Annotated in this window: 18 protein-coding genes, 1 other RNA gene and 1 pseudogene; 7 read left to right on the forward strand and 13 right to left on the reverse strand. The window is 65.6% G+C overall.

All coding sequences use genetic code 11. The features are described from left to right. Positions 1-45 precede the first annotated feature (45 nt). From coaBC to VC212_RS15180, 3 genes are read left to right on the forward strand one after another with little or no spacing between them, the layout of a single operon-like run. Complete coding sequence (gene coaBC / locus VC212_RS15170; protein WP_323526243.1) at positions 46-1,308, forward strand: bifunctional phosphopantothenoylcysteine decarboxylase/phosphopantothenate--cysteine ligase CoaBC; 1,263 nt, start codon at positions 46-48, stop codon at positions 1,306-1,308. Beyond that, on the forward strand, positions 1,305-1,772 hold the full coding sequence (dut, locus tag VC212_RS15175; protein ID WP_055847387.1) for a dUTP diphosphatase: 468 nt from the start codon (positions 1,305-1,307) through the stop codon (positions 1,770-1,772). Before coaBC ends, dut begins: the two co-directional genes overlap by 4 nt. Before the next feature lie 12 nt (positions 1,773-1,784). After that, positions 1,785-4,130: a phosphomannomutase/phosphoglucomutase gene (locus VC212_RS15180; protein WP_323526244.1), complete on the forward strand. Its 2,346-nt coding sequence runs from the start codon at positions 1,785-1,787 to the stop codon at positions 4,128-4,130. A 131-nt stretch (positions 4,131-4,261) separates the two neighbouring features. Here VC212_RS15180 and VC212_RS15185 read toward each other — a convergent pair whose 3' ends face one another. The 10 genes and pseudogenes from VC212_RS15185 to pyrE form a co-directional block, all read right to left on the reverse strand. Next, positions 4,262-4,798 (reverse strand): hypothetical protein, encoded by a 537-nt coding sequence (locus VC212_RS15185; RefSeq protein ID WP_323526245.1) that lies wholly within the window; start codon positions 4,796-4,798, stop codon positions 4,262-4,264. Positions 4,799-5,017: 219 nt separating this feature from the next. Continuing rightward, positions 5,018-5,359: a lipid-A-disaccharide synthase N-terminal domain-containing protein gene (locus VC212_RS15190; RefSeq protein WP_055847392.1), complete on the reverse strand. Its 342-nt coding sequence runs from the start codon at positions 5,357-5,359 to the stop codon at positions 5,018-5,020. Then, positions 5,359-6,081, reverse strand: coding sequence for a glycosyltransferase family 2 protein (locus VC212_RS15195; protein ID WP_115529349.1), 723 nt, complete (start codon positions 6,079-6,081; stop codon positions 5,359-5,361). The genes VC212_RS15190 and VC212_RS15195 overlap by 1 nt, the downstream gene beginning before the upstream one ends. Positions 6,082-6,343: 262 nt before the next feature. Further along, a complete protein-coding gene (locus VC212_RS15200; protein WP_115529348.1) occupies positions 6,344-7,309 on the reverse strand; it encodes an SDR family NAD(P)-dependent oxidoreductase in 966 nt (321 codons plus the stop codon). Between the two features lie 44 nt (positions 7,310-7,353). Continuing rightward, a complete protein-coding gene (locus VC212_RS15205; protein WP_323526246.1) occupies positions 7,354-8,082 on the reverse strand; it encodes a suppressor of fused domain protein in 729 nt (242 codons plus the stop codon). A gap of 89 nt (positions 8,083-8,171) precedes the next feature. Beyond that, positions 8,172-8,459, reverse strand: a pseudogene (locus VC212_RS15210) (helix-hairpin-helix domain-containing protein); the annotation flags it as partial. A gap of 25 nt (positions 8,460-8,484) precedes the next feature. Further along, positions 8,485-9,414: a ParB/RepB/Spo0J family partition protein gene (locus tag VC212_RS15215; RefSeq protein ID WP_055847405.1), complete on the reverse strand. Its 930-nt coding sequence runs from the start codon at positions 9,412-9,414 to the stop codon at positions 8,485-8,487. Further along, positions 9,414-10,211 carry an AAA family ATPase gene (locus tag VC212_RS15220; RefSeq protein ID WP_055847409.1) on the reverse strand — a complete coding sequence of 266 codons (798 nt, stop codon included), beginning with the start codon at positions 10,209-10,211 and terminating at the stop codon, positions 9,414-9,416. Before VC212_RS15220 ends, VC212_RS15215 begins: the two co-directional genes overlap by 1 nt. A 115-nt stretch (positions 10,212-10,326) precedes the next feature. Continuing rightward, complete coding sequence (locus tag VC212_RS15225) at positions 10,327-10,971, reverse strand: hypothetical protein (protein WP_323526257.1); 645 nt, start codon at positions 10,969-10,971, stop codon at positions 10,327-10,329. A 43-nt stretch (positions 10,972-11,014) separates the two neighbouring features. Next, positions 11,015-11,674 carry an orotate phosphoribosyltransferase gene (pyrE, locus tag VC212_RS15230; RefSeq protein WP_055847413.1) on the reverse strand — a complete coding sequence of 220 codons (660 nt, stop codon included), beginning with the start codon at positions 11,672-11,674 and terminating at the stop codon, positions 11,015-11,017. A gap of 122 nt (positions 11,675-11,796) precedes the next feature. Between pyrE and VC212_RS15235 the strand changes: the two genes are divergently transcribed. The 3 genes from VC212_RS15235 (at position 11,797) to VC212_RS15245 (ending at position 14,270) form a co-directional block, all read left to right on the forward strand. Continuing rightward, entirely contained in the window at positions 11,797-12,597 is an 801-nt protein-coding gene (locus VC212_RS15235) for an exodeoxyribonuclease III (protein ID WP_323526247.1), read from the forward strand. Next, entirely contained in the window at positions 12,594-13,964 is a 1,371-nt protein-coding gene (locus tag VC212_RS15240) for an MFS transporter (protein ID WP_323526248.1), read from the forward strand. Before VC212_RS15235 ends, VC212_RS15240 begins: the two co-directional genes overlap by 4 nt. 78 nt (positions 13,965-14,042) lie before the next feature. Beyond that, complete coding sequence (locus tag VC212_RS15245) at positions 14,043-14,270, forward strand: hypothetical protein (RefSeq protein WP_055847421.1); 228 nt, start codon at positions 14,043-14,045, stop codon at positions 14,268-14,270. Between the two features lie 416 nt (positions 14,271-14,686). Here the strand turns inward: VC212_RS15245 and VC212_RS15250 are convergent, their stop codons facing one another. From VC212_RS15250 to VC212_RS15260, 3 genes are all read right to left on the reverse strand, one after another. Then, positions 14,687-15,820: an anhydro-N-acetylmuramic acid kinase gene (locus VC212_RS15250; RefSeq protein ID WP_323526249.1), complete on the reverse strand. Its 1,134-nt coding sequence runs from the start codon at positions 15,818-15,820 to the stop codon at positions 14,687-14,689. A gap of 147 nt (positions 15,821-15,967) precedes the next feature. Then, positions 15,968-16,044, reverse strand: a non-coding RNA gene (locus tag VC212_RS15255) — sX9 sRNA. 276 nt (positions 16,045-16,320) lie between these two features. Then, positions 16,321-17,739, reverse strand: a complete 1,419-nt coding sequence (locus tag VC212_RS15260; protein WP_055847426.1) for a M23 family metallopeptidase — start codon at positions 17,737-17,739, stop codon at positions 16,321-16,323. Between the two features lie 170 nt (positions 17,740-17,909). Here VC212_RS15260 and tyrS point away from each other — a divergent pair, with 170 nt between their 5' ends. Continuing rightward, on the forward strand, positions 17,910-19,121 hold the full coding sequence (gene tyrS / locus VC212_RS15265) for a tyrosine--tRNA ligase (protein ID WP_323526250.1): 1,212 nt from the start codon (positions 17,910-17,912) through the stop codon (positions 19,119-19,121). Positions 19,122-19,574 lie beyond the last annotated feature (453 nt).

A 19,574-nucleotide genomic window follows, 5' to 3' on the forward strand; every position in this document is an offset into this window, starting at 1 on the left:
CATCGGCTAATCTAGTTGTCCTTGTAACCGTAGGACGACTCCGACGTGATCGGCTCCACTCAGGCCCGCCCCCTGGACGGACAGCGTTTGCTGCTGTGCGTCGGCGGAGGCATTGCCGCTTACAAATCGCTCGAACTGGTCCGTCGCCTGCGCGACGCCGGCGCACAGGTGCAGGTCGCCATGACCAGCGGCGCGCAACAATTCGTGACCCCGCTGAGCTTCCAGGCGCTGTCCGGGCAACCGACCCGCACCACGCTATGGGACAGCGCCGCCGAGCAGGCGATGGGGCATATCGAACTGGCCCGCTGGGCCGACCGGGTGATCGTGGCGCCGGCCACTGCCGATCTGCTCGCGCGCCTGGCGCACGGGCTGGCCGACGATCTGGTCACCACACTATGCCTGGCCACGACGGCGCCGCTGACCGTGGCCCCGGCGATGAACCACCGCATGTGGCTGCACCCGGCGACCCAGGCCAATATCGCGACCCTGCGCGCGCGTGGCGTGGCGGTGGTCGGCCCCGACGACGGCCCGCTGGCCGAAGGCGAGTCCGGTCCCGGCCGCCTGGCCGAGCCCGCGGCGATCATTGCCGCGCTGGCCGCCACTGTGCCTGCCGCCGATGCATCGCCAGGCACTGCCGCGCCCGCCTTCGTGCCCAGCAGCGCCGAGCTGGACGGCCTGCGCATCGTCATCAGCGCCGGCCCGACCTTCGAAGATCTGGACCCGGTGCGCTACGTCGGCAACCGCAGCAGCGGCAAGATGGGCTATGCGCTGGCCGCCGCCGCTGCGCGCCAGGGCGCCGAGGTGGTGCTGGTCAGCGGGCCGGTGCACCAGGTCACGCCGGTCGGCGTGCAGCGCATCGACGTGCGCTCGGCTGCGCAGATGCGCGATGCGGTGCTGGGTGCGTTCCCGGCCGACATCTACATCGGCGCCGCTGCGGTCGCCGACTACACGCCCAAGCGCGTGGTCGCGCAGAAGATCAAGAAGACCGGCGAAACGCTGACCCTGGAACTGGTGCGCACCCCGGACATCCTGTCCGAGGTCGCCGCGCAAACCGGCGCGCTCAAGCTGGTGGTCGGGTTTGCGGCCGAAACGCACGACGTGGAGCACTACGCGCGTGGCAAGCTGGCAGCCAAGCGGCTGGATCTGATCATCGCCAACCAGGTGGGGATCGTCGGCGGCGGCTTCGAAAGCGACAACAATGCCGCTACCGCCTATTGGCAGGGCGGCGAGCGTGCGTTTCCCACTAGCAGCAAGACCGAACTGGCCGACCAACTGCTGGCCCTGATCGCGGAGAGATTGCAGGCATGAGCCACCCGACCCACTCCTTGCAGGTGAAGTTGCTCGACCCACGCTTCGGCGATGTCTGGCCGCTGCCGGCCTACGCCACCGAAGCCAGCGCCGGCATGGACCTGCGCGCCGCGCTGGAAGCGCCGATGACGCTGGAGCCAGGCGATGCGGCGTTGATTCCCAGCGGTATCGCGATCCATTTGGCCGACCCGCAGGTGTGCGCGGTGATCCTGCCGCGCTCCGGGCTGGGCCACCGCCACGGCATCGTGCTGGGTAACGGCACCGGACTCATCGATGCCGACTACCAGGGCCCGCTGCTGATCAGCACCTGGAATCGCGGCCGCGAGGCCTTCACCATCGAGCCGGGCGACCGGATTGCGCAATTGGTGATCCTTCCGATCGTGCGCGTAGGCTTGCAAGTGGTGGATACTTTCGTGGACAGCGCGCGGGGAGCGGGTGGATTCGGCCACACCGGCGTGCGCTGACGGGGGAGTCTCATGAGCAAGGCGAACGAGCGCAGGCAGGGGATGTCGAGCGTGCGTACGAGTGGTCCGGTGTTGGGAGGCATGTTGTTGCTGCTGGCCGCCTGGTTCGGTTGGAGCAGCTACGCGCAATGGCGTGAGGATGCGGCCGCCCAGAACCTGGCACAGGCACGCGACCGCGCCGTGCAGGACGTCGGCAAGGCGATGGCGGCGCAGGCCACCCAGCTCGATGCCGTGCTCAAGCAGCCGCCGGTGGCCAGTGCGTTGGCCAATGGGGACGCGTTGGCGGCCGCCTCGGCGATCCGCGAGCGCTTCAAGGGCGCCGAGGACGTGCAGGTGCTGCCTGGCGATCTGGCGGCGGCCTATGCCAACCCCAAGGATTTCGGCTATGCGCGGCTGAGTCTGCTCGAATCGGCGTTGGTGGCCGAGCGTGCGCAGGTGCATGTGGTGCGCGATGCCAAGCAGGTGCGTCTGGGTGTAGCCGCCGCGGTGCGCCTGGGTGCACAGCCCGCGGTGGCGTATGCGCGGCTGCCGGTGCTGCGCCTGACCGGCCCGCTGGATGCGATCGCGGTGCCCGGCAGCGCCTACCTGGCGTTGCGCCAGGGCAGCTACAACGTGGCCCAGCAGGGCGACGTGAGCTTGGCCGATGCGGCCGAAACACTGGCAAAACCGCTTGGCTCCAGCGGCCTGCGTGTGGCTGCGGCGGTCCCGCAGAGCGATAGCGGGCCACTGGGCCTGGGCGCGCTTGGCTGCGCCATCGTCGCCGCGTTGCTGGTCATCGTCGCCGTGTTGCTGGTGCTGGCCAGCCGTGGCCGGGTGGCGCTGCCGCGTCGCCGCGTTGCCGGCGAGTCGGCCACCGACGAACCGACCTTCAGTCAAAGCCTGCAGCACGACGCCAGCCTTGCCAGCGACGTGCGCGCGCTGGACGAGGCGACAGCGCCTGCGCCGCCGCCGCTGGTACCGGCGGTGCAGATCGCCAGCGAGATGTTCCGCGCCTACGACATCCGCGGCGTGGTCGGTAAAGACCTCAATCCCGGCGTTGCCGCGTTGATCGGCCAATCCATCGGCAGCGTGATGCAGGCGCAGGGGCTGCGCGATGTGGTGGTGGGGCGCGACGGGCGTCTGTCCGGACCGGAGCTGACCAATGGCCTGATCGAAGGCCTGCGGCGCGCAGGCTGCAACGTGACCGACATCGGCCTGGCGCCCACGCCGGTGGTGTATTTCGGCGCCTATGAACTGCGCGCCGGCAGCTGCGTGGCGGTTACCGGCAGCCACAATCCGCCCGACTACAACGGCTTCAAGATCGTGATCGGCGGCGAGACGCTGTCCGGCACTGCGATCGCCGAGCTGCATCAGCGCATCAACGAAGGCCGCCTGCATACCGCCGCCACGCCGGGTGAGCTGGAACAGCGCGACATCAGCGATGCCTACATCCAGCGGATTGCCGACGACGTACAGCTGGACCGCCCGATCAAGGTGGTGGTGGATGCCGGCAACGGCGCGGCCGGCGAGATTGCGCCGCGTCTGCTGGAAGCCATCGGTGCCGAGGTCGTGCCGCTGTATTGCGATATCGACGGCACCTTCCCCAATCATCACCCCGACCCGAGCGAGCCGCACAACCTCGATGATCTGGTGAAGATGGTGCAGCGCTTCGATGCGGACATCGGCGTGGCCTTCGATGGCGATGCCGACCGTCTGGGTGTGGTCACCAAGGAAGGCAAGGTGGTCTTCCCCGACCGCCTGCTGATGCTGTTCGCCGCCGACGTGCTGCAGCGCAACCCAGGCGCCCTGGTCATCTACGACGTGAAGTGCACCGGCAAGCTGTCGGACTACGTGCTGCGCAACGGCGGCAGCCCGCTGATGTGGAAGACCGGGCATTCGCTGATCAAATCCAAGATGCGCGAAACCGATGCCGAACTGGCCGGTGAGATGAGCGGGCATTTCTTCTTCAAGGAACGCTGGTACGGCTTCGACGACGGCATCTATGCCGCTGCGCGCTTGCTGGAAATCCTGGCCCAGCGCGAGGAAACCCCCTCCGAGGTGCTGGATGCCTTGCCGGAAAGCGTGTCCACCCCGGAGATCAAGGTGCCGGTGGAAGGCGATGCGCATGCGCTGGTGGCGCGCTTTGTCGAGAGAGCGCAAGCCGGGGACGAGTCGCCGTTCGAATCGGCGCGTTTGTCGACGATCGACGGCCTGCGTGCGGATTTTGTCGATGGCTGGGGCCTGGTGCGTGCGTCCAACACCACGCCGATCCTGGTGCTGCGTTTCGAAGCCGATACCGACGCTGCGTTGGAGCGCATCCGCGCGCTGTTCCGCAGCCAATTGCAGGCATTGCTGCCCGAGCACCCGCTGGGGTTCTGAGCCGCGCACGCTGAGGTAAGCCCGCCCAACGCGTGGGCCGCGCTCACGGTCAGCTGGGTTGCCTGATGCGCGGCAGAACAGCCGCGCATCGACTCGGCGCTTGCCGACGGATATCGAGCGAGCATGCACGGTCACGTTCTTGTGCCGCCTGCGCTTGCCAGGCACCCGGGGGCATGCGGCGCAGGTTCCTGTCGTGCAGCGTGGTCGTCGGGCAACAGCCACACCGCGTCCCAGTACGGGTACGCGCCGATCCGCTCCGCCAGGCCGGCACGTAACGGCAGGGCGATCAGGCTGCGGGCGAATTGCCGACAATCGACCTGCAACGCCAGCGCGCTCGCCTCCATCTCCGGCTGCCAGACCGTGCCGCCGCGCCCGCGCGCCCGATTGACCGCTTCGCCGGCGGCCTGCCGTGCAGCAGTCGCTGCGTGCAGCACGGTGGGTTTATCTGGCGCCTGCAGCAAGGCGCACCACATCTCTGGCAGCAACACCCAACACAGCACCTGCGCACCGAACCAGCTGCGTGGCATCGCCAGGATGGCGGCCGCTGCACGCGCGCAGCGCCAGTCCGCAAACAGCGGTACGTGCTGATGCGTGTGCAGACGCAGATGCCAATGCGGTGTGGCAGGTGTGGACACGGCAAAAGGGCGATGGAGCAGGGCGCTGGGCATGACCACAGCGTGCCCACGGCCTCAGCGCAGGGACATCGGCCGCCGGCGCGGTCTCAGGTCAGTCAATCGCGCATCGCCATGTCCGGACAAACGCATCGATCGTCGGCGCCGCTGCGGGCACAGCCGGTCGCACAGAACCAACAGCATCACTTGCAACGACAACAGCATCCACTCAACACGCTAGCCGCTAGCCGCTAGCCAAATCCCAAATCCCAGCCCTCAATGCTCCGCCCGATCCCGCTTCCAGCCGCGATGCTTCACATCCAGATACAGGCTGTAGAACGCGGTAAATGCCGGGAACATGTTCTGTAGCACGCCCACCGAATCCTGCTTGGCCGAGAACACGAAGTAGCTCAGCGTCATCAGGCTGCCGACCACGCTCATGTACCAGAACATCCGCGGAATCACCGGCTTGCCGGCACGCTTGGAAGCGACGAACTGCACCAGCCAGCGCCCGCCGAACATCAGCGCGCCCACATAGCCGATCAACTTCCAGCCGGTGACGTGGATGCCGGTCCAGTACAGCCAGGTCAGCTGCTGGTCGAGAAAGGTCGGTTCCATCAACGCTCCTCCGCCACGGTGCGCTTGCTGCGGGTGATCAGCCACGCCACGCCGCGCAGATCGCGGATGCCGACCAGCGCGCGATTGAGATTGTTGTACTTGGACACGCCGGCGGTGCGATGGCGGTGGTTGACCGGCACGCTCACCGTGCGCCAGCCGGCGCGCTGCATCAGTGCCGGCAGGTAGCGGTGCATGTGGTCGAAGTAGGGCAGGTCCAGAAACGCCTCGCGCTCGAACAATTTGATGCCGCAGCCGGTGTCGGGCGTGTTGTCCTGCAGCATGCGCGAGCGGATCGCGTTGGCCCACTTGCTGGCCCAGCGCTTGGACCCGGAGTCCTGCCGGTTGACCCGCCAGCCGGCGAACAATTTGACCTGCGGCTCGGCCTGGCTACGCGCGATCAACAGCTTGGGGATGTCGGCCGGGTCGTTCTGGCCGTCGCCATCGAGCGTGGCGATCCAGCTGGCGCGCGCGGCCTTGACCCCGCTGCGCACTGCGGTGCTCTGGCCGCTCTGGGTCACGTGGTGCAGCACCCGCAGTTCCGGTGTGCTGGTCTTCAGGCCTTGCAGCACCGCCAGGGTGTCGTCGCGCGAATGGTCGTCAACGTAGACGATCTCGAAGGCCACCAGGCCGCGCAAGGCGACGACGATTTCGCCGATCAGGGCTGCGACGTTATCGCGCTCATTGAACACCGGGACGACGACGGAAAGCTGAGGTTGGCTCATGGATTCGTGGTGGCCCGATGATGGCTGAGCAAAAAAGATCGCGCATTGTGCCCTGACCGTCTGAGCCAGGCATGAAGCTAAGGCGCGTTATGTGCAGTGGAGCGCGCGCAAAACCGCCTGTAGCGTTCGGCGCAGGCAATCAACGCGGCTATCGAACGGCGCAAGCCTGCATCCGTCGGCGGGCCCCTAGGACTCACCACATCGTAGTGTACGAACACACGCAGGACGCGTGCTGCCTGAGTGCCACGCGGCTGCGATGGGCTCAGGCACGCTCGCCGAAGTAGCTGCGGCACCACTCCACCACCTGCGGCAAGCCGCGCTCCACCGGGGTGGCCGGATCGAAGCCGAACGCGGCCTGCGCGCGCTGCGTGTCGGCCATGGTGCGGATCATGTCGCCTGGTTGCATCGGCTTGTAGACCTTTTCGGCCGGGCGGCCCGCGGCCTGGGCGATCACGTCGATGAAATATTCCAGTTCCACCGGGGTGTGGTTGCCCAGGTTGAACACCCGGTGCGGGATCGCCTCGTCGCTGGGGGTGTCCAGCGCGCCCAGCACGCCGGCCACGATATCGGCCACGAAGGTGAAGTCGCGCTGCATCTTGCCGTGGTTGAACACCTCGATCGGGCGTCCGGCCAGCACCGCGCGGCTGAAGATCAGCGGCGCCATGTCCGGCCGGCCCCACGGGCCATACACGGTGAAAAAGCGCAGCCCGGTGGCGCGCAAGCCGTACAGCTGCGCATAGGTGTAGCCCATCAATTCGTTGGCCGCCTTGGTGGCCGCGTACAACGAGCGCGGCTGGTCCACGCGCTGGTCTTCGGAAAACGGCGGGGTGGCCGAATCGCCGTAGACCGAGCTGCTGGACGCATACACCAAGTGCTGCACGCCGCGGTGCCGGCATAGCTCGAGCATGTTGACGAAGCCGACCAGGTTGCTGTCGACATAGGCCGAAGGGTTTTCCAGCGAATAACGCACCCCGGCCTGTGCGGCCAGATGCACCACGCGGGTGGGCTGGATCTCGTCGAACAACGCCGCCAGGCCCTCACGGTCGGTCAGGTCCAGCGTACGGATGTCGATCTGCGGGCACAACGCCGCCACCCGATCGCGCTTGAGCTGCGGGTCGTAGTAGCTGTTGTAGTTGTCCAGGCCCACCACGTTCTCGCCACGCGCAGCCAGTGCGCGGCAGGTGTAGGCGCCGATGAAACCGGCGGCGCCGGTGACGAGGATGGTCATGGCAGTGGTCCTGAAAACATCAAAGGGAGGCGAGTAAGCAGCGCTCAAAACAGCCCGAAAAAGCGCTTCTTCGCCACATTGCGGCGGCGCAGGTCGATGTTGTCCTGAATCTTGCCGGCATCGAAGCGGTCCAGCAGTGCATCGCTGCCCTGGCTCAGCTTCAACGCCATTTCTTCCGGATACAACGGCACCGCCGTCATGAAGGCGATGGTTTTGTCGGCATCGATGCGCAGATGCGCGAACTCTGGCGGCGCGCTCAGCGGCGGCAGCACGATCGCGCCGTCGAAGGCGACGCCCGGCGCATACGGCTCGGCCGGGTTGCCATTGGGAACGGTATGGCCAAACCCCAGCCAGGTGTCGAACTTGTGCGGCAGCCGCGCCAGGTTCTTGAGCAGGCGGATGGGCCAGTAATGGCGCTCGTCGTCGAAGTCGCGCTGGTCCATCGGCCAATCGGCCGGCAGGCTCAGCATCAGCTCCATGTAGCGCGGCGCCTCCACTCCGTCTGGCAGCGTCATCGGCAGATCGCTCATGCCCGAGGTCACCAGGCGCAGGGACGGCGAGTGCGCATTGGGCGGCACGATGTGCACGTCCAGATGCACGGTGTCGGAGAGGATTTCATGAAATACGTTCGCAATCGGCCCGAGGTGCTGCTCGATATGCGCGCTGATCTGCTCGATGCTTTCTTCGCCGCGTGCCGGCTCGAAGTCCTTGGCCTGCGCGTGATGCAGGATCAGGCTGCCGGACGGGCTGATCGTCTCGTCGGCGTGGCTCATGGGCGGTGTTTGCCGTCGCTGCTGCTGCCAGTGCCGGTATTGGCGACACGGCGCGCCGGCAGCGGTGCAGTGGCTGGCGCCTCTGCGCGCTCGGCTGCCAACGTTGCCTTGCGCTCGGCGCTGAAGTCCCACCAATTGCGTGCAGGCTCGCCCTGCATGAAGCGCACCAGCGACAGGAACACATCGATCACGCACGGGTCATGGGTGACGCCGGTGCGCAGGCAGAGCTGGGCGTACATGTCGTAGGCATCGCGGCCTTGCAGCTGCGCCGGCATGCGGATGCCGATCCGCTGCAGATCCTTTTCGCAGGCCGGCCCGACGTTGGGCAAGTCGGTCAGGCGCAGCAGATGCGCGCGGTCCACTTTGGCGGGATGCATCGCTAATTCTCCTGCGCTGGCTGCATCACCCCTTGCGGGTGCGCAAGCGTTCCAGCACGCCTTCCAGGGTATCCAGGTCGGTGTAATGGATCACCAGCTTGCCCTTGCCGCCGCGGCCGTGATTGAACACCACCTTGGTGCCCAGCGATTCGGACAGCTCGGTCTGCAGCGAAGCGATATCGGCCTGCGGCGCAGCCGTGACCGGCTTGCCCTTGCGCAGCGAGCCCGGCACCTTGCCGGCGGCGAACTGCTGCGCGCGGTGTTCGACCTCGCGCACCGACCAACCCTGGTCGGCCGCTTCCTGCGCCAGCTTGCTTGCCAGTTCCGGCGCCAGGGTGAGCAGCGCACGCGCATGGCCCATTTCCAGGCGGCGGGTTTCCAGCAGCACCCGGATCGCCACCGGCAATTCCAGCAGCCGCAGCAGGTTGGACACCGACGCCCGCGAGCGGCCCACCGCTTCGGCAGCCTCGGCGTGGGTCAGCGAAAATTCGTCGATCAACCGCTGCAGCGCCTGCGCTTCTTCCAGCGGGTTGAGGTCTTCGCGCTGGATGTTCTCGATCAGCGCCATCGCGATGACGGTGCGGTCGTCCAGCTCGCGCACCACTACCGGCACTTCGCTCAGCCCGGCCAGCTGCGAGGCGCGCCAGCGGCGTTCGCCAGCCACGATCTCAAACTGCGCCGGCCCCAATGCGCGCGCCACGATCGGCTGGATCACGCCCTGCGCCTTGATCGACTCCGCCAGCTCGGCCAGCTTGACCTCGTCCATCTCGCGGCGCGGCTGGTACTTGCCCGGCTGCAGTTGCCCCACCGGCAACTGGCGCAGGGTGTCGCCCGGCTGCAGCGCGTCTTCGCTGGTTGCGCCAGGTGCCGTTGCTGCTGCTGCGCCCTTCGGTCCCAACAGCGCTTCCAGGCCACGGCCCAGACCGCGCTTCTTTGCCAGGGGCGGCTTGCTCATCAGACGGTCTCCACGGGCCGGACGGCCTTGTTGCGGTCGTTCTGGCGGCGCACGATTTCGCCGGCCAGCCCCAGGTACGCCACGCCACCGCGCGAGGTGCGGTCGTAACCGAGGATGCTCTGGCCATGGCTGGGCGCCTCGGCCAGGCGCACGTTGCGCGGCACGATGGTGCGGAACACCTTGTCGCCAAAATGCTCGGTCAGCTCGGCCGACACCGCATTTGCCAGGTTGTTGCGGATATCGAACATCGTGCGCAGCACGCCTTCGATTTCCAGCGCCGGGTTGAGGTTGGCACGCAGCGCTTCGATGGTTTCCAGCAGCGCGGTCAACCCTTCCAGTGCGTAGTACTCGCACTGCATCGGCACGATGATCGAGTCGGCCGCGGTCAACGCATTGAGCGTCAGCAGCGACAGCGCCGGCGGGCAGTCGATCAGGATGAAGTCGTACTCGTCGCGGATCGGCGCCAGTGCGCGCTTGAGCCGCTGCTCGCGCTCGCCCTGATCCATCAGCTGGATCTCGGCGGCGGTCAGGTCGATGTTGCCTGGCAGCAGGTCGAAGCCTTCCGGCGCGGTCACCCGGATCTCGGCAGCGGTGTTCTCGCCCAGCAGCAGATCGCAGGTGGAGGCGGCCACATCGCGCTTGTCGATGCCGCTGCCCATGGTGGCGTTGCCCTGCGAGTCCAGATCCACCAGCAACACACGCTTGGGCGCGCGCGCCAGGCCGGCCGCCAGATTGACTGCCGTCGTGGTCTTGCCGACGCCGCCTTTCTGGTTGGCAATGGCGATGATCCGGGCCATGCGGGAGAGCCTCGTGGGCAAGGAGTAAGACCGGCCATTATGCGGGCAGGGCGTCGGATCGGGAAATGCCGCCCGCGGCGGCGCAGCGGGCGAGCGGGAATGACGCCTGTGCGGTTCAGCCGGTGGGCGCGGTGGCGCCGGGCGGTTCCTTCATGGCGCGGTAGCGCTGCAGGATGTCGGCAATTTCGCCGTCCAGCGCGGTGCGCTGCTGCTCGAAGCTGGTCTGCAGCCGCAACTGCGCCATCAGCTCGCGATGGCGTTGCTGGATGTCGCCGGCCAGCTTGTCGGCCACTGCCTGGCCGGCCAGCTCGCGGTCGCCGGCGGCACGCAACATGCTGACCAGGCCCTCGCGCAGGCTGGTGACATTGAAGCGTGCGGTGTGGATGTTGTTGTCCACGATGGCGATGCGCTCGTTGAACACCCGGCGCAGATCGTCCTCGCTCTGATACGACATCAGCATGGCCTGATCGGTGCGCTGGCGCATCTGCTCGGCGGCCAGGTCGGCCTGGCGCTGTTGCTCATTGGCCGCGGCCGCAGCGCGCTCGTCGCTGCTCATCGCCCGCTGTACCTCGGCGCTGCGCATGCCGCTTTTGACGTTGAACTCGTCGCGCGCCTGATTCACCGCCTCCGGTGGCAGCGTATCGCTGCACACCCGGGCGCCGTTCTGGTTCCAGCAATACAACTTCTTGGCAGCCGACTTGTCCTGCGCAGCAACCGGCATGACCATGACAGCCGCGGTCACGGCAGCGAGTAACGCCAAACGTCTGTGTTTCGGCATCATCGCAGCCCCCTGTCGCCTGCCGTCAGCCTGTGGTGTCGGTTCCGTAGCGGCCACGATAGGCCAGCAGCGGTTCCCGGTAGCCGACAAGGTCGGCGTTTCCTGCCGCAAAAGCAAGCAGATCGGCCAGGTTGGCCACCGCGATCACCGGGATACCGGCCTCGGCCGCCACCGCTTGCGCCGCCGAACGGCGGTCCTGCTCGGAGGCGATCTCCTGCCGGTCCAGCGCCACCACGATGCCGGACGGCGTACCGCCAGCGGCGCGAATGATGCCCAGCGCCTCGCGAATCGCGGTGCCGGCGGTGATCACGTCATCGACGATCAGCACCTTGCGCCCGGCCAGCGGCGCGCCGATCAGGGTGCCGCCCTCGCCATGATCCTTGGCTTCCTTGCGGTTGAACGCCAGCGGCAGATCGCGCCCGCGCCCGGCATAGGCACAGGCCAGCGCGGTGGCCAGCGGGATGCCCTTGTAGGCCGGGCCGAACAGCAGGTCGAACTCCACCCCGGCCGCATCGATCGCATCGGCATAGCACTGCGCCAGCTGCGCGGTCTTGACCCCGGAATCGAAGCGCCCGGCGTTGAAGAAGTACGGGCTGAGCCGCCCGGACTTGAGCGTGAACTCGCCAAAGCGCAGGGCATCGGCGCCCAGGGCCAGCTGCAGGAAACGGGTGCGGTGGTCGGTCATTGGACGGGAATGGGGAATAGGGAATGGAGAATCGTAAAGCCTACCCCAGCCGCACAAGGAAGGCTGCTGGTGCGCGATGCGTTTACCATTCGCTATTCCCGACTCCCCATTCCCGGCCCCCAATGCGCATCATCAGTTTCAACGCCAACGGCCTGCGCTCGGCCGCCAGCAAAGGTTTCTTCGAGTGGTTCGCCACCCAGGACGCGGACGTGCTGTGCATCCAGGAAACCAAGGCGCAGGAGCATCAGCTGACCGGGCCGGAATTCCTGCCCGCTGGCTACAAGGCCTGGTTTCGCGATGCCAGCACCAAGAAGGGCTACAGCGGCGTGGCGATCTACGCCAAGCGCGCGCCCGACGAAGTGCGCACCGCGCTGGGCTGGCCGGAGTTCGACGAAGAAGGCCGTTATATCGAAGCGCGCTTCGGCAATCTGAGTGTCGTGTCCTTCTATATCCCGTCCGGGTCTTCCGGCGAGCTGCGCCAGGGCTACAAGTTCCAGGTGATGGAGTGGCTGCGGCCGATCCTGGACGAGTGGCTGGCCAGTGGTCGCCAGTACGTGCTGTGCGGCGACTGGAACATCGTGCGCTCGGCGCTGGACATCAAGAACTGGAAGTCCAACCAGAAAAATTCCGGCTGCCTGCCGCCCGAGCGCGATTGGCTCAATGGCCTGTGCGCCGACGCGGCAAGCGAAGCCAGCGCCGCCGACGGCCGTGGCTGGGTCGACAGCTACCGCGTCCTGCATCCGCAGGGCGAGGACTACACCTGGTGGAGCAATCGCGGCGCGGCGCGCGCCAACAATGTCGGTTGGCGCATCGACTACCAGCTGGTCACCCCCGGCCTGCGCGACGCACTGCAGGCCTGCGCGATCTATCGTGAGCAGCGCTTCTCCGATCACGCGCCGTACATCGTGGATTACACGCAGTGAGTGAGCTGTCCAAGCCTCGCCGCTCCTGGCAACGCGTTCTGGCTAATCTGCGGCAGCGAAAAGTGCTGGCAATGCTGCTGCTGGGCTTCAGTTCGGGACTTCCGCTCTATCTGGTTGGTAATACCCTTGGCTTCTGGATGCGCAAGCAGGGCATCGATCTGAACACGATCGGCTTCCTGTCCTGGGTTGGCCTGGCGTACACGCAGAAGTTCTTGTGGGCGCCCATCATCGACAAGACCGACGTGCCGCTACTTGGCAGGCTAGGGCGACGTCGTGGTTGGATGCTGTTGTCGCAGGGCATCGTCGCGATGGGTCTGGTCGGCATGGCATTGATCCAACCTGTCGGCGGCCAGCTGCTGGTGATGGGGATAGCTTGGGAACACCTTGCGGTGTTCGGAGCGATGGCAGTGGTGGTGGCCTTCGCTGCTGCCACCCAGGACATCGTGATCGATGCCTGGCGTATTGAAAGTGCCGACAACAATGAGCAGCTTGGCCTGCTGACTTCTTCATCAGCACTGGGATATCGCTCGGCGTTGCTGGTGACCGATGCCTTGATCCTGATCCTGGCCGCGCGGGTGGGCTGGCAGGTGTCTTATGAAGTGATGGCCGCCTTGATGGCGGTGGGCGTGGTTGCCGTGGTGCTGGCCCGCGAGCCAGCCCGTGAGGTTGTTGCCGCCGTTCAGGCGCAAACGTCCGCATTATGGACACCCCGCGGACTTTTCGATGCCATCGTCGGGCCGTTCCTGGCGTTCGTGCGTGAGCATCGAAGTGGCGCTGTCCTGATTCTGGTCGCCATCAGCGTCTACCGTATGGCCGACTTCGTGATGGGGCCGATGGCAAACCCTTTTTATGTCGATCTTGGCCTGTCTGAAGACACCGTTGGCGCAATTCGCGGCTCGGTTGGGCTGGTTGCCACCATTGTCGGTATTGCAGCAGCAGGTCTGACGTCGGTGCGTTGGGGAGTTCTGGTGGCCCTGATGGCGGGTGCCGTCCTAGGCCCGTGTTCGAATCTGGCATTTGCCTGGCTAGCCCATGTGGGGCCGGACACCACCAAATTCGCAGTGGCGATGGCGATCGACAACTTTGCCAACGGCTTTGCTGGCACCGCGCTGATCGCCTACATGTCCAGCTTGACCAGCATTGGCTACACCGCCACCCAGTACGCCCTGCTGAGTTCGTTCTATGCAATGCCGGGCAAGGCGTTGAAAGGATTCTCCGGATGGTCCGTGGATGTCCTGACCCAAGGGCGAACACTGATGGAGGGCTACGCGCTCTTTTTCATCGGCACTGCGCTGATTGCGGTGCCGGTGGTGGTTCTGTGCGGAATGCTGATCCTGCAGCAGCGCCGCATTACAGCTGCCGCCTGAGGCTTGCGGCTGGCAGCGAGGCTGGGGGATGATCGCCCGGCGCGCTTGGGGCACTGCCTCAAAGACAAAGGAGTGGGCATGACCGATCTGGTGTTGCGTGATATCGATCCGGTGCTGGTAGACCGCATCCGCCGCATTTCCGTCGCACGCGGCTGGACCCAGCACCAGACCGTCATGCATCTGCTCGAACAAGGCCTGTTCGCCAGCGAGTTCGAAGTCACCGGTGGCCTGCAGCACCCGGAAGTCGATGCCCTGGCCGAAGCCATCGCCGCGCTCAAGGCGCTGCCGGCCGGCAACACGCCTTAGAGCGGCTGACAAAAACGGCGCGGACAGTCTTCGGATGGGTGCCGAACGCGTGCTCAGAATCGCAGTTGCGTGTGGTAAGCAAGGCTTGCCAGCACTGCACGCGCCCGCCTGGCGGTGCGCGCAGTTGTCTTGTTAGCCGCTCTCCGCGGTCACTCTCTACCTGCGCGCCTTGCAAGGTGTTCGTCGTAGAGCTTCAGCTCAATCGATGCATCCAGTTGCGCAGGCCAAGCCAGTCGTTATGAATGCAGTTGCCATGGATTACCGCCCATGCATCACTCACTGAGCGCTACGGCTCGATAGCGGCCGGCAAGCTTGCGTGTTTTCAGGACCACCGCGTTGCGTTGGCCTTGGCAACCTGGCGCGTGGCGCCAGCGCGGGCCCCTGGCTTAGGGCGTCAGCGTTGGTCGTGTGGCGATTCACGCCGGATAGATCGCCCCCAGCAGTCGCGGCCCCGCAGCCCCGGTGACCGAAGGCAGATTTGCCGGGCGCCCGGCCAGCAACTCGGCCGCCAGCCATGCAAATCCCATCGCCTCGAGATAATCCGGGTCCAGCCCGTGTCGTGCGCTGGATTCCACCACCACACCTGGCAGCCGCGCCGCCAGCCGCGCCATCAGTACCGGATTGCGCACGCCGCCGCCGCACACCAGCACGCGGCGGGTCTGCGGCTGCAGGCGCAGCAAGGCATCGGCCACGGTAGCGGCAGTGAGCTCGAGCAAGGTGGCCTGCACATCGGCGGCCTGCAGCGTCGCGCTGCCCATCGCCTGCCGCACCCAGGCCAGATGGAAATGTTCGCGCCCAGTGCTCTTGGGCGGCGCCAGCGCAAACCACGGGTCGGCCAGCAACGCCTGCAGCAACGACGCATCCACACTGCCACTGGCAGCAAACGCACCCTCGGCGTCGAACGCCGTGCCGCGATGGTGCAGGCACCAGCTATCCAGCAACGCATTGGCCGGGCCGGTATCGAAGCCCAGCACCGTGCCATCGCGCGGAATCAAGGTCAGGTTGCCGATCCCGCCCAGATTGAGCACGGCGCGGTCTTCATCGCCGGCCCCCAGCATCGCCAGATGAAACGCCGGCATCAGCGGTGCGCCCTGGCCCCCGGCGGCCACATCGCGGCGGCGGAAGTCGGCCGCCGTGGTGATCCCGGTGTGCTCGGCAATCCGGCTCGCATCGCCGATCTGCCAGGTAAAGGCCGGGTCGCCGGTCGGCCGATGGCGAATGGTCTGCCCATGCGAGCCGATTGCGCGGATGTGCTGTCGCGCGATGTCACAGGTGTCGATCAATTGATTGGCCGCGTCCGCGAAGGCCAGGCCTACCTGCGCATCCAGCTGGCCCAGCGCATCGATGGCGATGGTCTCGGCGCCCTGGCCCAGCGCTACCAATGTCTCGCGCAGCTGCGGTGCCCACGGCACTGTCATGCCTGCCACCAGTTCGCAACGGCAGTGGCGGTCATCGGCAAACCGCACCAGCGCAGCATCGATGCCATCGGCGCTGGTGCCCGACATCAGGCCCAGATACAGCGGGGAGTTTTCGTGTTCCAGAACAGTCATGCCAGAGCCAATTGCGCAGCGGTCACCCAGCTTGTGCAGCTCAGTGAGGCCAGTCAACTGGCCTGGCGATGGGCTGGCCCAGAAGGGCGGTGACCCTTACAAGCGAAGGCCACCAGCAGGCAGGAATCCACGCGACCCTCTAAGAGCGGCGAACAAAGCGTCGCGAGCAATCGTCAGGTGGGGATGGACGACGCGGAGGAGCCGGAGTGTACGAGGGTGAGCCGCTGCACCGAGCAGCGTCCGCGCCCGTCTGTTGGCTGCAACGTAGCATTGTCAGCTGCTGTCAATGCGCCGCTGACGTCTTCACCGCTTCCGCTGATTGCAACAGTTTGCTGACGTGCTGACGTGCTGACGTGCTGGTCGGCGCGGACACGCGTGCCGACCACGGGCACTGCCAAGAGCGCCCTGTAGATCTCAAGCGAACTCGCGCAACTGCATTCGCTCGGCACGGCGGTGCGCGGACCAGTGAGATCCGCACCGGTCAATGCCCGCCGCGTTCCTCAGCCGCGCGACTTGTTCTTGGCGGGTTTGTTGGCATCGGCATAGATCATCTTTTCCATGCCTTCGATGCGCGCCATGGCCGGTGCGGTCTGTGCACGGAAGGCTGCCAGTTCGGCGCCCTGCAGCGGCTCCGGCGGCGGCATCGTCACCGACATCGGGTTGCGCTGCTGCCCGGCAACCCGAAATTCGTAGTGCAGATGCGGGCCGGTGGCCAGGCCGGTCATGCCGACATAGCCAATCACCGTGCCCTGATTGATGCGCTGGCCGGCCTTGACCTTGCCGAAGCGCGACATATGCCCATACAGCGTGCTGTAGTTCTTGCCGTGATCCAGGATCACGACATTGCCGTAGCCGCGCTGGGTGCCGACGAACACCACCCGCGCATCGCCGGCCGCCATGATCGGCGTGCCCGACGCCGCCGCGTAATCCACACCTTTATGCATGCGCATCGTGCCCAGCACCGGATGCTTGCGCGCACCGAAGGTGGAGCTGATGCGGCTATACGCCACCGGCATGCGGATAAAGCTCTTCTTCAACGGCCGGCCGGTGATGTCGTAATACTCGGCCGGCTTGCCGGCGCGCTCGAAGCGGAATCCGGTGTAGGTCTTGCCGCCTGTGGTGAAGGTCGCCGCCAGGATGTCACCGGTGTTGATCCGCTCGCCCTCGCGCCAGGTTTCATCCATCACCACGCTGAAACGGTCGCCTGGCTGCAGATCCTTATCGAAGTCGATGTCGTACTTGAAGATCTCATCGGTCATGATCGCCACCGCAGCTGGCGACAGCCCGGACTTGCCGGCCGAGGCGGACAGCGAACTGCTGATCTCACCGCTGGCCACCACGGTGCGCGTGGTCGTCGCGCGCTCGGTCACCTTTTCGCGCACGCTGTCGCCCAACAGGCGCAATTCCACCCGATGGCTGTCGTCGCGATCAAAGCGCAGTGCTCGTAACTCACCCGGCGTCGGCAGATCGAACGCAATCTCGGTACCCGGGCGCAGCTTGGTCAGCGCCTCCTTGGTACCCGGATGCGCCAGCACCTGATACATCACCGCGGTCGGGATTCCCAACTCCCCGAACAAGGTGCTCAGCGTCTGTCCCGACTTGACCTGCAGGATTTCCCACTCGGTGCTCGGCGCCAGCTGCTTGCGGCTGGGCACCAGGGGAGGCAATGGCAATGCCAGCGTGGAATGGCTGGAGAGCGGGGTGTCGATGGCATTGGAAAAGCCCGGCACGATCGTGGCCACCATCGCGCCGATGGTCGCGAACAGGCTGGCGTGGATCCAGTGACGGCGCGTCCAACGGTCGTTGAATGCGGCCGGGAGGTGCTGCTTGAGCTTGCGATGCAGTGCAGTGTCGTGGAGGACGTGGAGGCGTTCTTGAAAGCGCCGCTTGCGTGCACGGCCCTGCTCTGAGTTCTGCATCGTTGGATTTCCTCGCTGGCTCGAAGTGCGAGCCCAATCGCCGGTACCATAGACAGCCTGTAACAGCGCGTCAAACCATTGAGCCTGTTCATTATTTTCACTTGGCGCGGAATTAACCCGCGTTTAACATCATTCACGTTGTTGACGGCAAACGCCGCTGGAGTCTGTGGTTGGCCACTATCGAAGAATCCCTCGCACTCATCGGCCGTGGCGCCGACGAGATTCTCAAGCTCGATCAGCTTGAAGCCCGCCTGACGTCGGGCGTTCCGCTGCGGGTGAAGGCCGGCTTCGACCCCACAGCGCCGGATCTGCACCTGGGTCACACCGTGTTGCTCAACAAGATGCGGCAATTTCAGGAGCTGGGTCACCAGGTCATTTTTCTGATCGGCGACTTCACCGGCATGATCGGCGACCCGAGCGGCAAGAACGTCACCCGCAAACCGCTCAGTCGCGACGATGTGCTGGCCAATGCCCGCACCTATGAAGAGCAGGTCTTCAAGATCCTGGACCGCGAGCGCACCGAAGTACGCTTTAACTCCGAGTGGTTCGGCCAGATGAGCGCCGCCGACATGATCAAGCTGTCCGCCCAGCACACCGTGGCGCGCATGCTCGAGCGCGACGATTTCGCCAAGCGCTTCGCCGGCCAGCAGCCGATCGCCATCCATGAGTTCCTCTATCCATTGGTGCAAGGCTACGACTCGGTGGCGTTGAAGGCCGACGTCGAGCTGGGCGGCACCGATCAGAAGTTCAACCTGTTGATGGGCCGTGGTCTGCAGGAGCATTACGGCCAGGCACCGCAGGTCGTGCTGACCATGCCGTTGCTCGAAGGGCTGGACGGCGTCGCCAAGATGTCCAAGTCGTTGGGCAACTACATCGGTATCAATGAGCCGGCGATCGATATCGTCACCAAGACCATGAAGATCGGCGACGAGCTGACCTGGCGCTGGATCGATCTGTTGTCCTTCGACATCGGCGTGGCCGAAGCGGCACGCCTGAAAGAGCAGGTCGCCTCCGGTGAGCTGCATCCGCGCGATGTCAAATTGCGCCTGGCCCGCGAACTGACGACGCGTTTCCACGATGCGGCGATAGCCGAGCAGGCCATCGCCGGCTGGCACGCCGTGGTCACAGGGCAGGGCGACACCAGTCTGCTGCCGCTGCAGGAGGTCGTGGTCCCGGCGGAAGGACTGCGGATCGCAAGCCTGCTGACGGCTGCCGGGCTTACGCCGAGCAACTCAGAGGCCAATCGCAAGCTCAAGGAGCGCGCGGTCAAGATCGACGGCGAGGTAATCGAGGATGCCGGCCGCGTCTTCGGCCCAGGATTCGAAGCCGTCATCCAGGTGGGCAAACGCAATTTCGCCAGGGTATTGCTGGTCGCTGCGTGAGCCGGCTGCAGCGTTGCTGCACAGCCGCAACATTGGGTCGCTGTTGCAACACTCTATATAAGAGGGTCGCGACCCACGCGTTGCCTTTCAACGTGTCCTGCGAGATCAAACGAGTGCCAGCGCAAGCATTTGGCAATTCCGTGAAATTTTTTTCACGAAAGGCTTCCCAAAATTGTTTCGTAGGCATATAGTTCGCCTCCCCCGACGCAACGGACTCCGCAAACGCGGAACCAGAGCGAAAGGGTTCGAAAATTCCCTGAAATTAGGGTGTTGACGAAACGGAAAAGCCGGCTATGATGGGCGGCTCGCTACACGGAAAGACGCTACGGCGGATTGAGGTGCAGCGGCGGCAACTTCCTCTTCACGAGGGGTTGACGGAGATGAAAAGCCTGCTAATATGGCCGGCTCGCTTCGCAGAAACCCTTCGGGTTAAAACGAAGCAGCGTCAACCAC

It is taken from the genome of Xanthomonas sp. WHRI 8932A, from assembly GCF_035012785.1.
Lineage (GTDB): Bacteria > Pseudomonadota > Gammaproteobacteria > Xanthomonadales > Xanthomonadaceae > Xanthomonas.

Bases quoted from the DNA above. Each gene is read 5' to 3' on its own strand.
- VC212_RS15205 (WP_323526246.1), bottom strand. From the start codon at position 8,082: ATGAGCCACGCCGACGAGACGATCAGCCCGTCCGGCAGCCTGATCCTG.
- VC212_RS15215 (WP_055847405.1), bottom strand. From the start codon at position 9,414: ATGAGCAAGCCGCCCCTGGCAAAGAAGCGCGGTCTGGGCCGTGGCCTG.
- VC212_RS15200 (WP_115529348.1), bottom strand. From the start codon at position 7,309: ATGACCATCCTCGTCACCGGCGCCGCCGGTTTCATCGGCGCCTACACC.
- VC212_RS15250 (WP_323526249.1), bottom strand. From the start codon at position 15,820: ATGACTGTTCTGGAACACGAAAACTCCCCGCTGTATCTGGGCCTGATG.
- VC212_RS15260 (WP_055847426.1), bottom strand. From the start codon at position 17,739: ATGCAGAACTCAGAGCAGGGCCGTGCACGCAAGCGGCGCTTTCAAGAA.
- dut (WP_055847387.1), top strand. From the start codon at position 1,305: ATGAGCCACCCGACCCACTCCTTGCAGGTGAAGTTGCTCGACCCACGC.
- VC212_RS15180 (WP_323526244.1), top strand. From the start codon at position 1,785: ATGAGCAAGGCGAACGAGCGCAGGCAGGGGATGTCGAGCGTGCGTACG.
- VC212_RS15245 (WP_055847421.1), top strand. From the start codon at position 14,043: ATGACCGATCTGGTGTTGCGTGATATCGATCCGGTGCTGGTAGACCGC.
- VC212_RS15190 (WP_055847392.1), bottom strand. From the start codon at position 5,359: ATGGAACCGACCTTTCTCGACCAGCAGCTGACCTGGCTGTACTGGACC.
- pyrE (WP_055847413.1), bottom strand. From the start codon at position 11,674: ATGACCGACCACCGCACCCGTTTCCTGCAGCTGGCCCTGGGCGCCGAT.
- VC212_RS15195 (WP_115529349.1), bottom strand. From the start codon at position 6,081: ATGAGCCAACCTCAGCTTTCCGTCGTCGTCCCGGTGTTCAATGAGCGC.
- VC212_RS15185 (WP_323526245.1), bottom strand. From the start codon at position 4,798: ATGCCCAGCGCCCTGCTCCATCGCCCTTTTGCCGTGTCCACACCTGCC.
- VC212_RS15220 (WP_055847409.1), bottom strand. From the start codon at position 10,211: ATGGCCCGGATCATCGCCATTGCCAACCAGAAAGGCGGCGTCGGCAAG.
- VC212_RS15235 (WP_323526247.1), top strand. From the start codon at position 11,797: ATGCGCATCATCAGTTTCAACGCCAACGGCCTGCGCTCGGCCGCCAGC.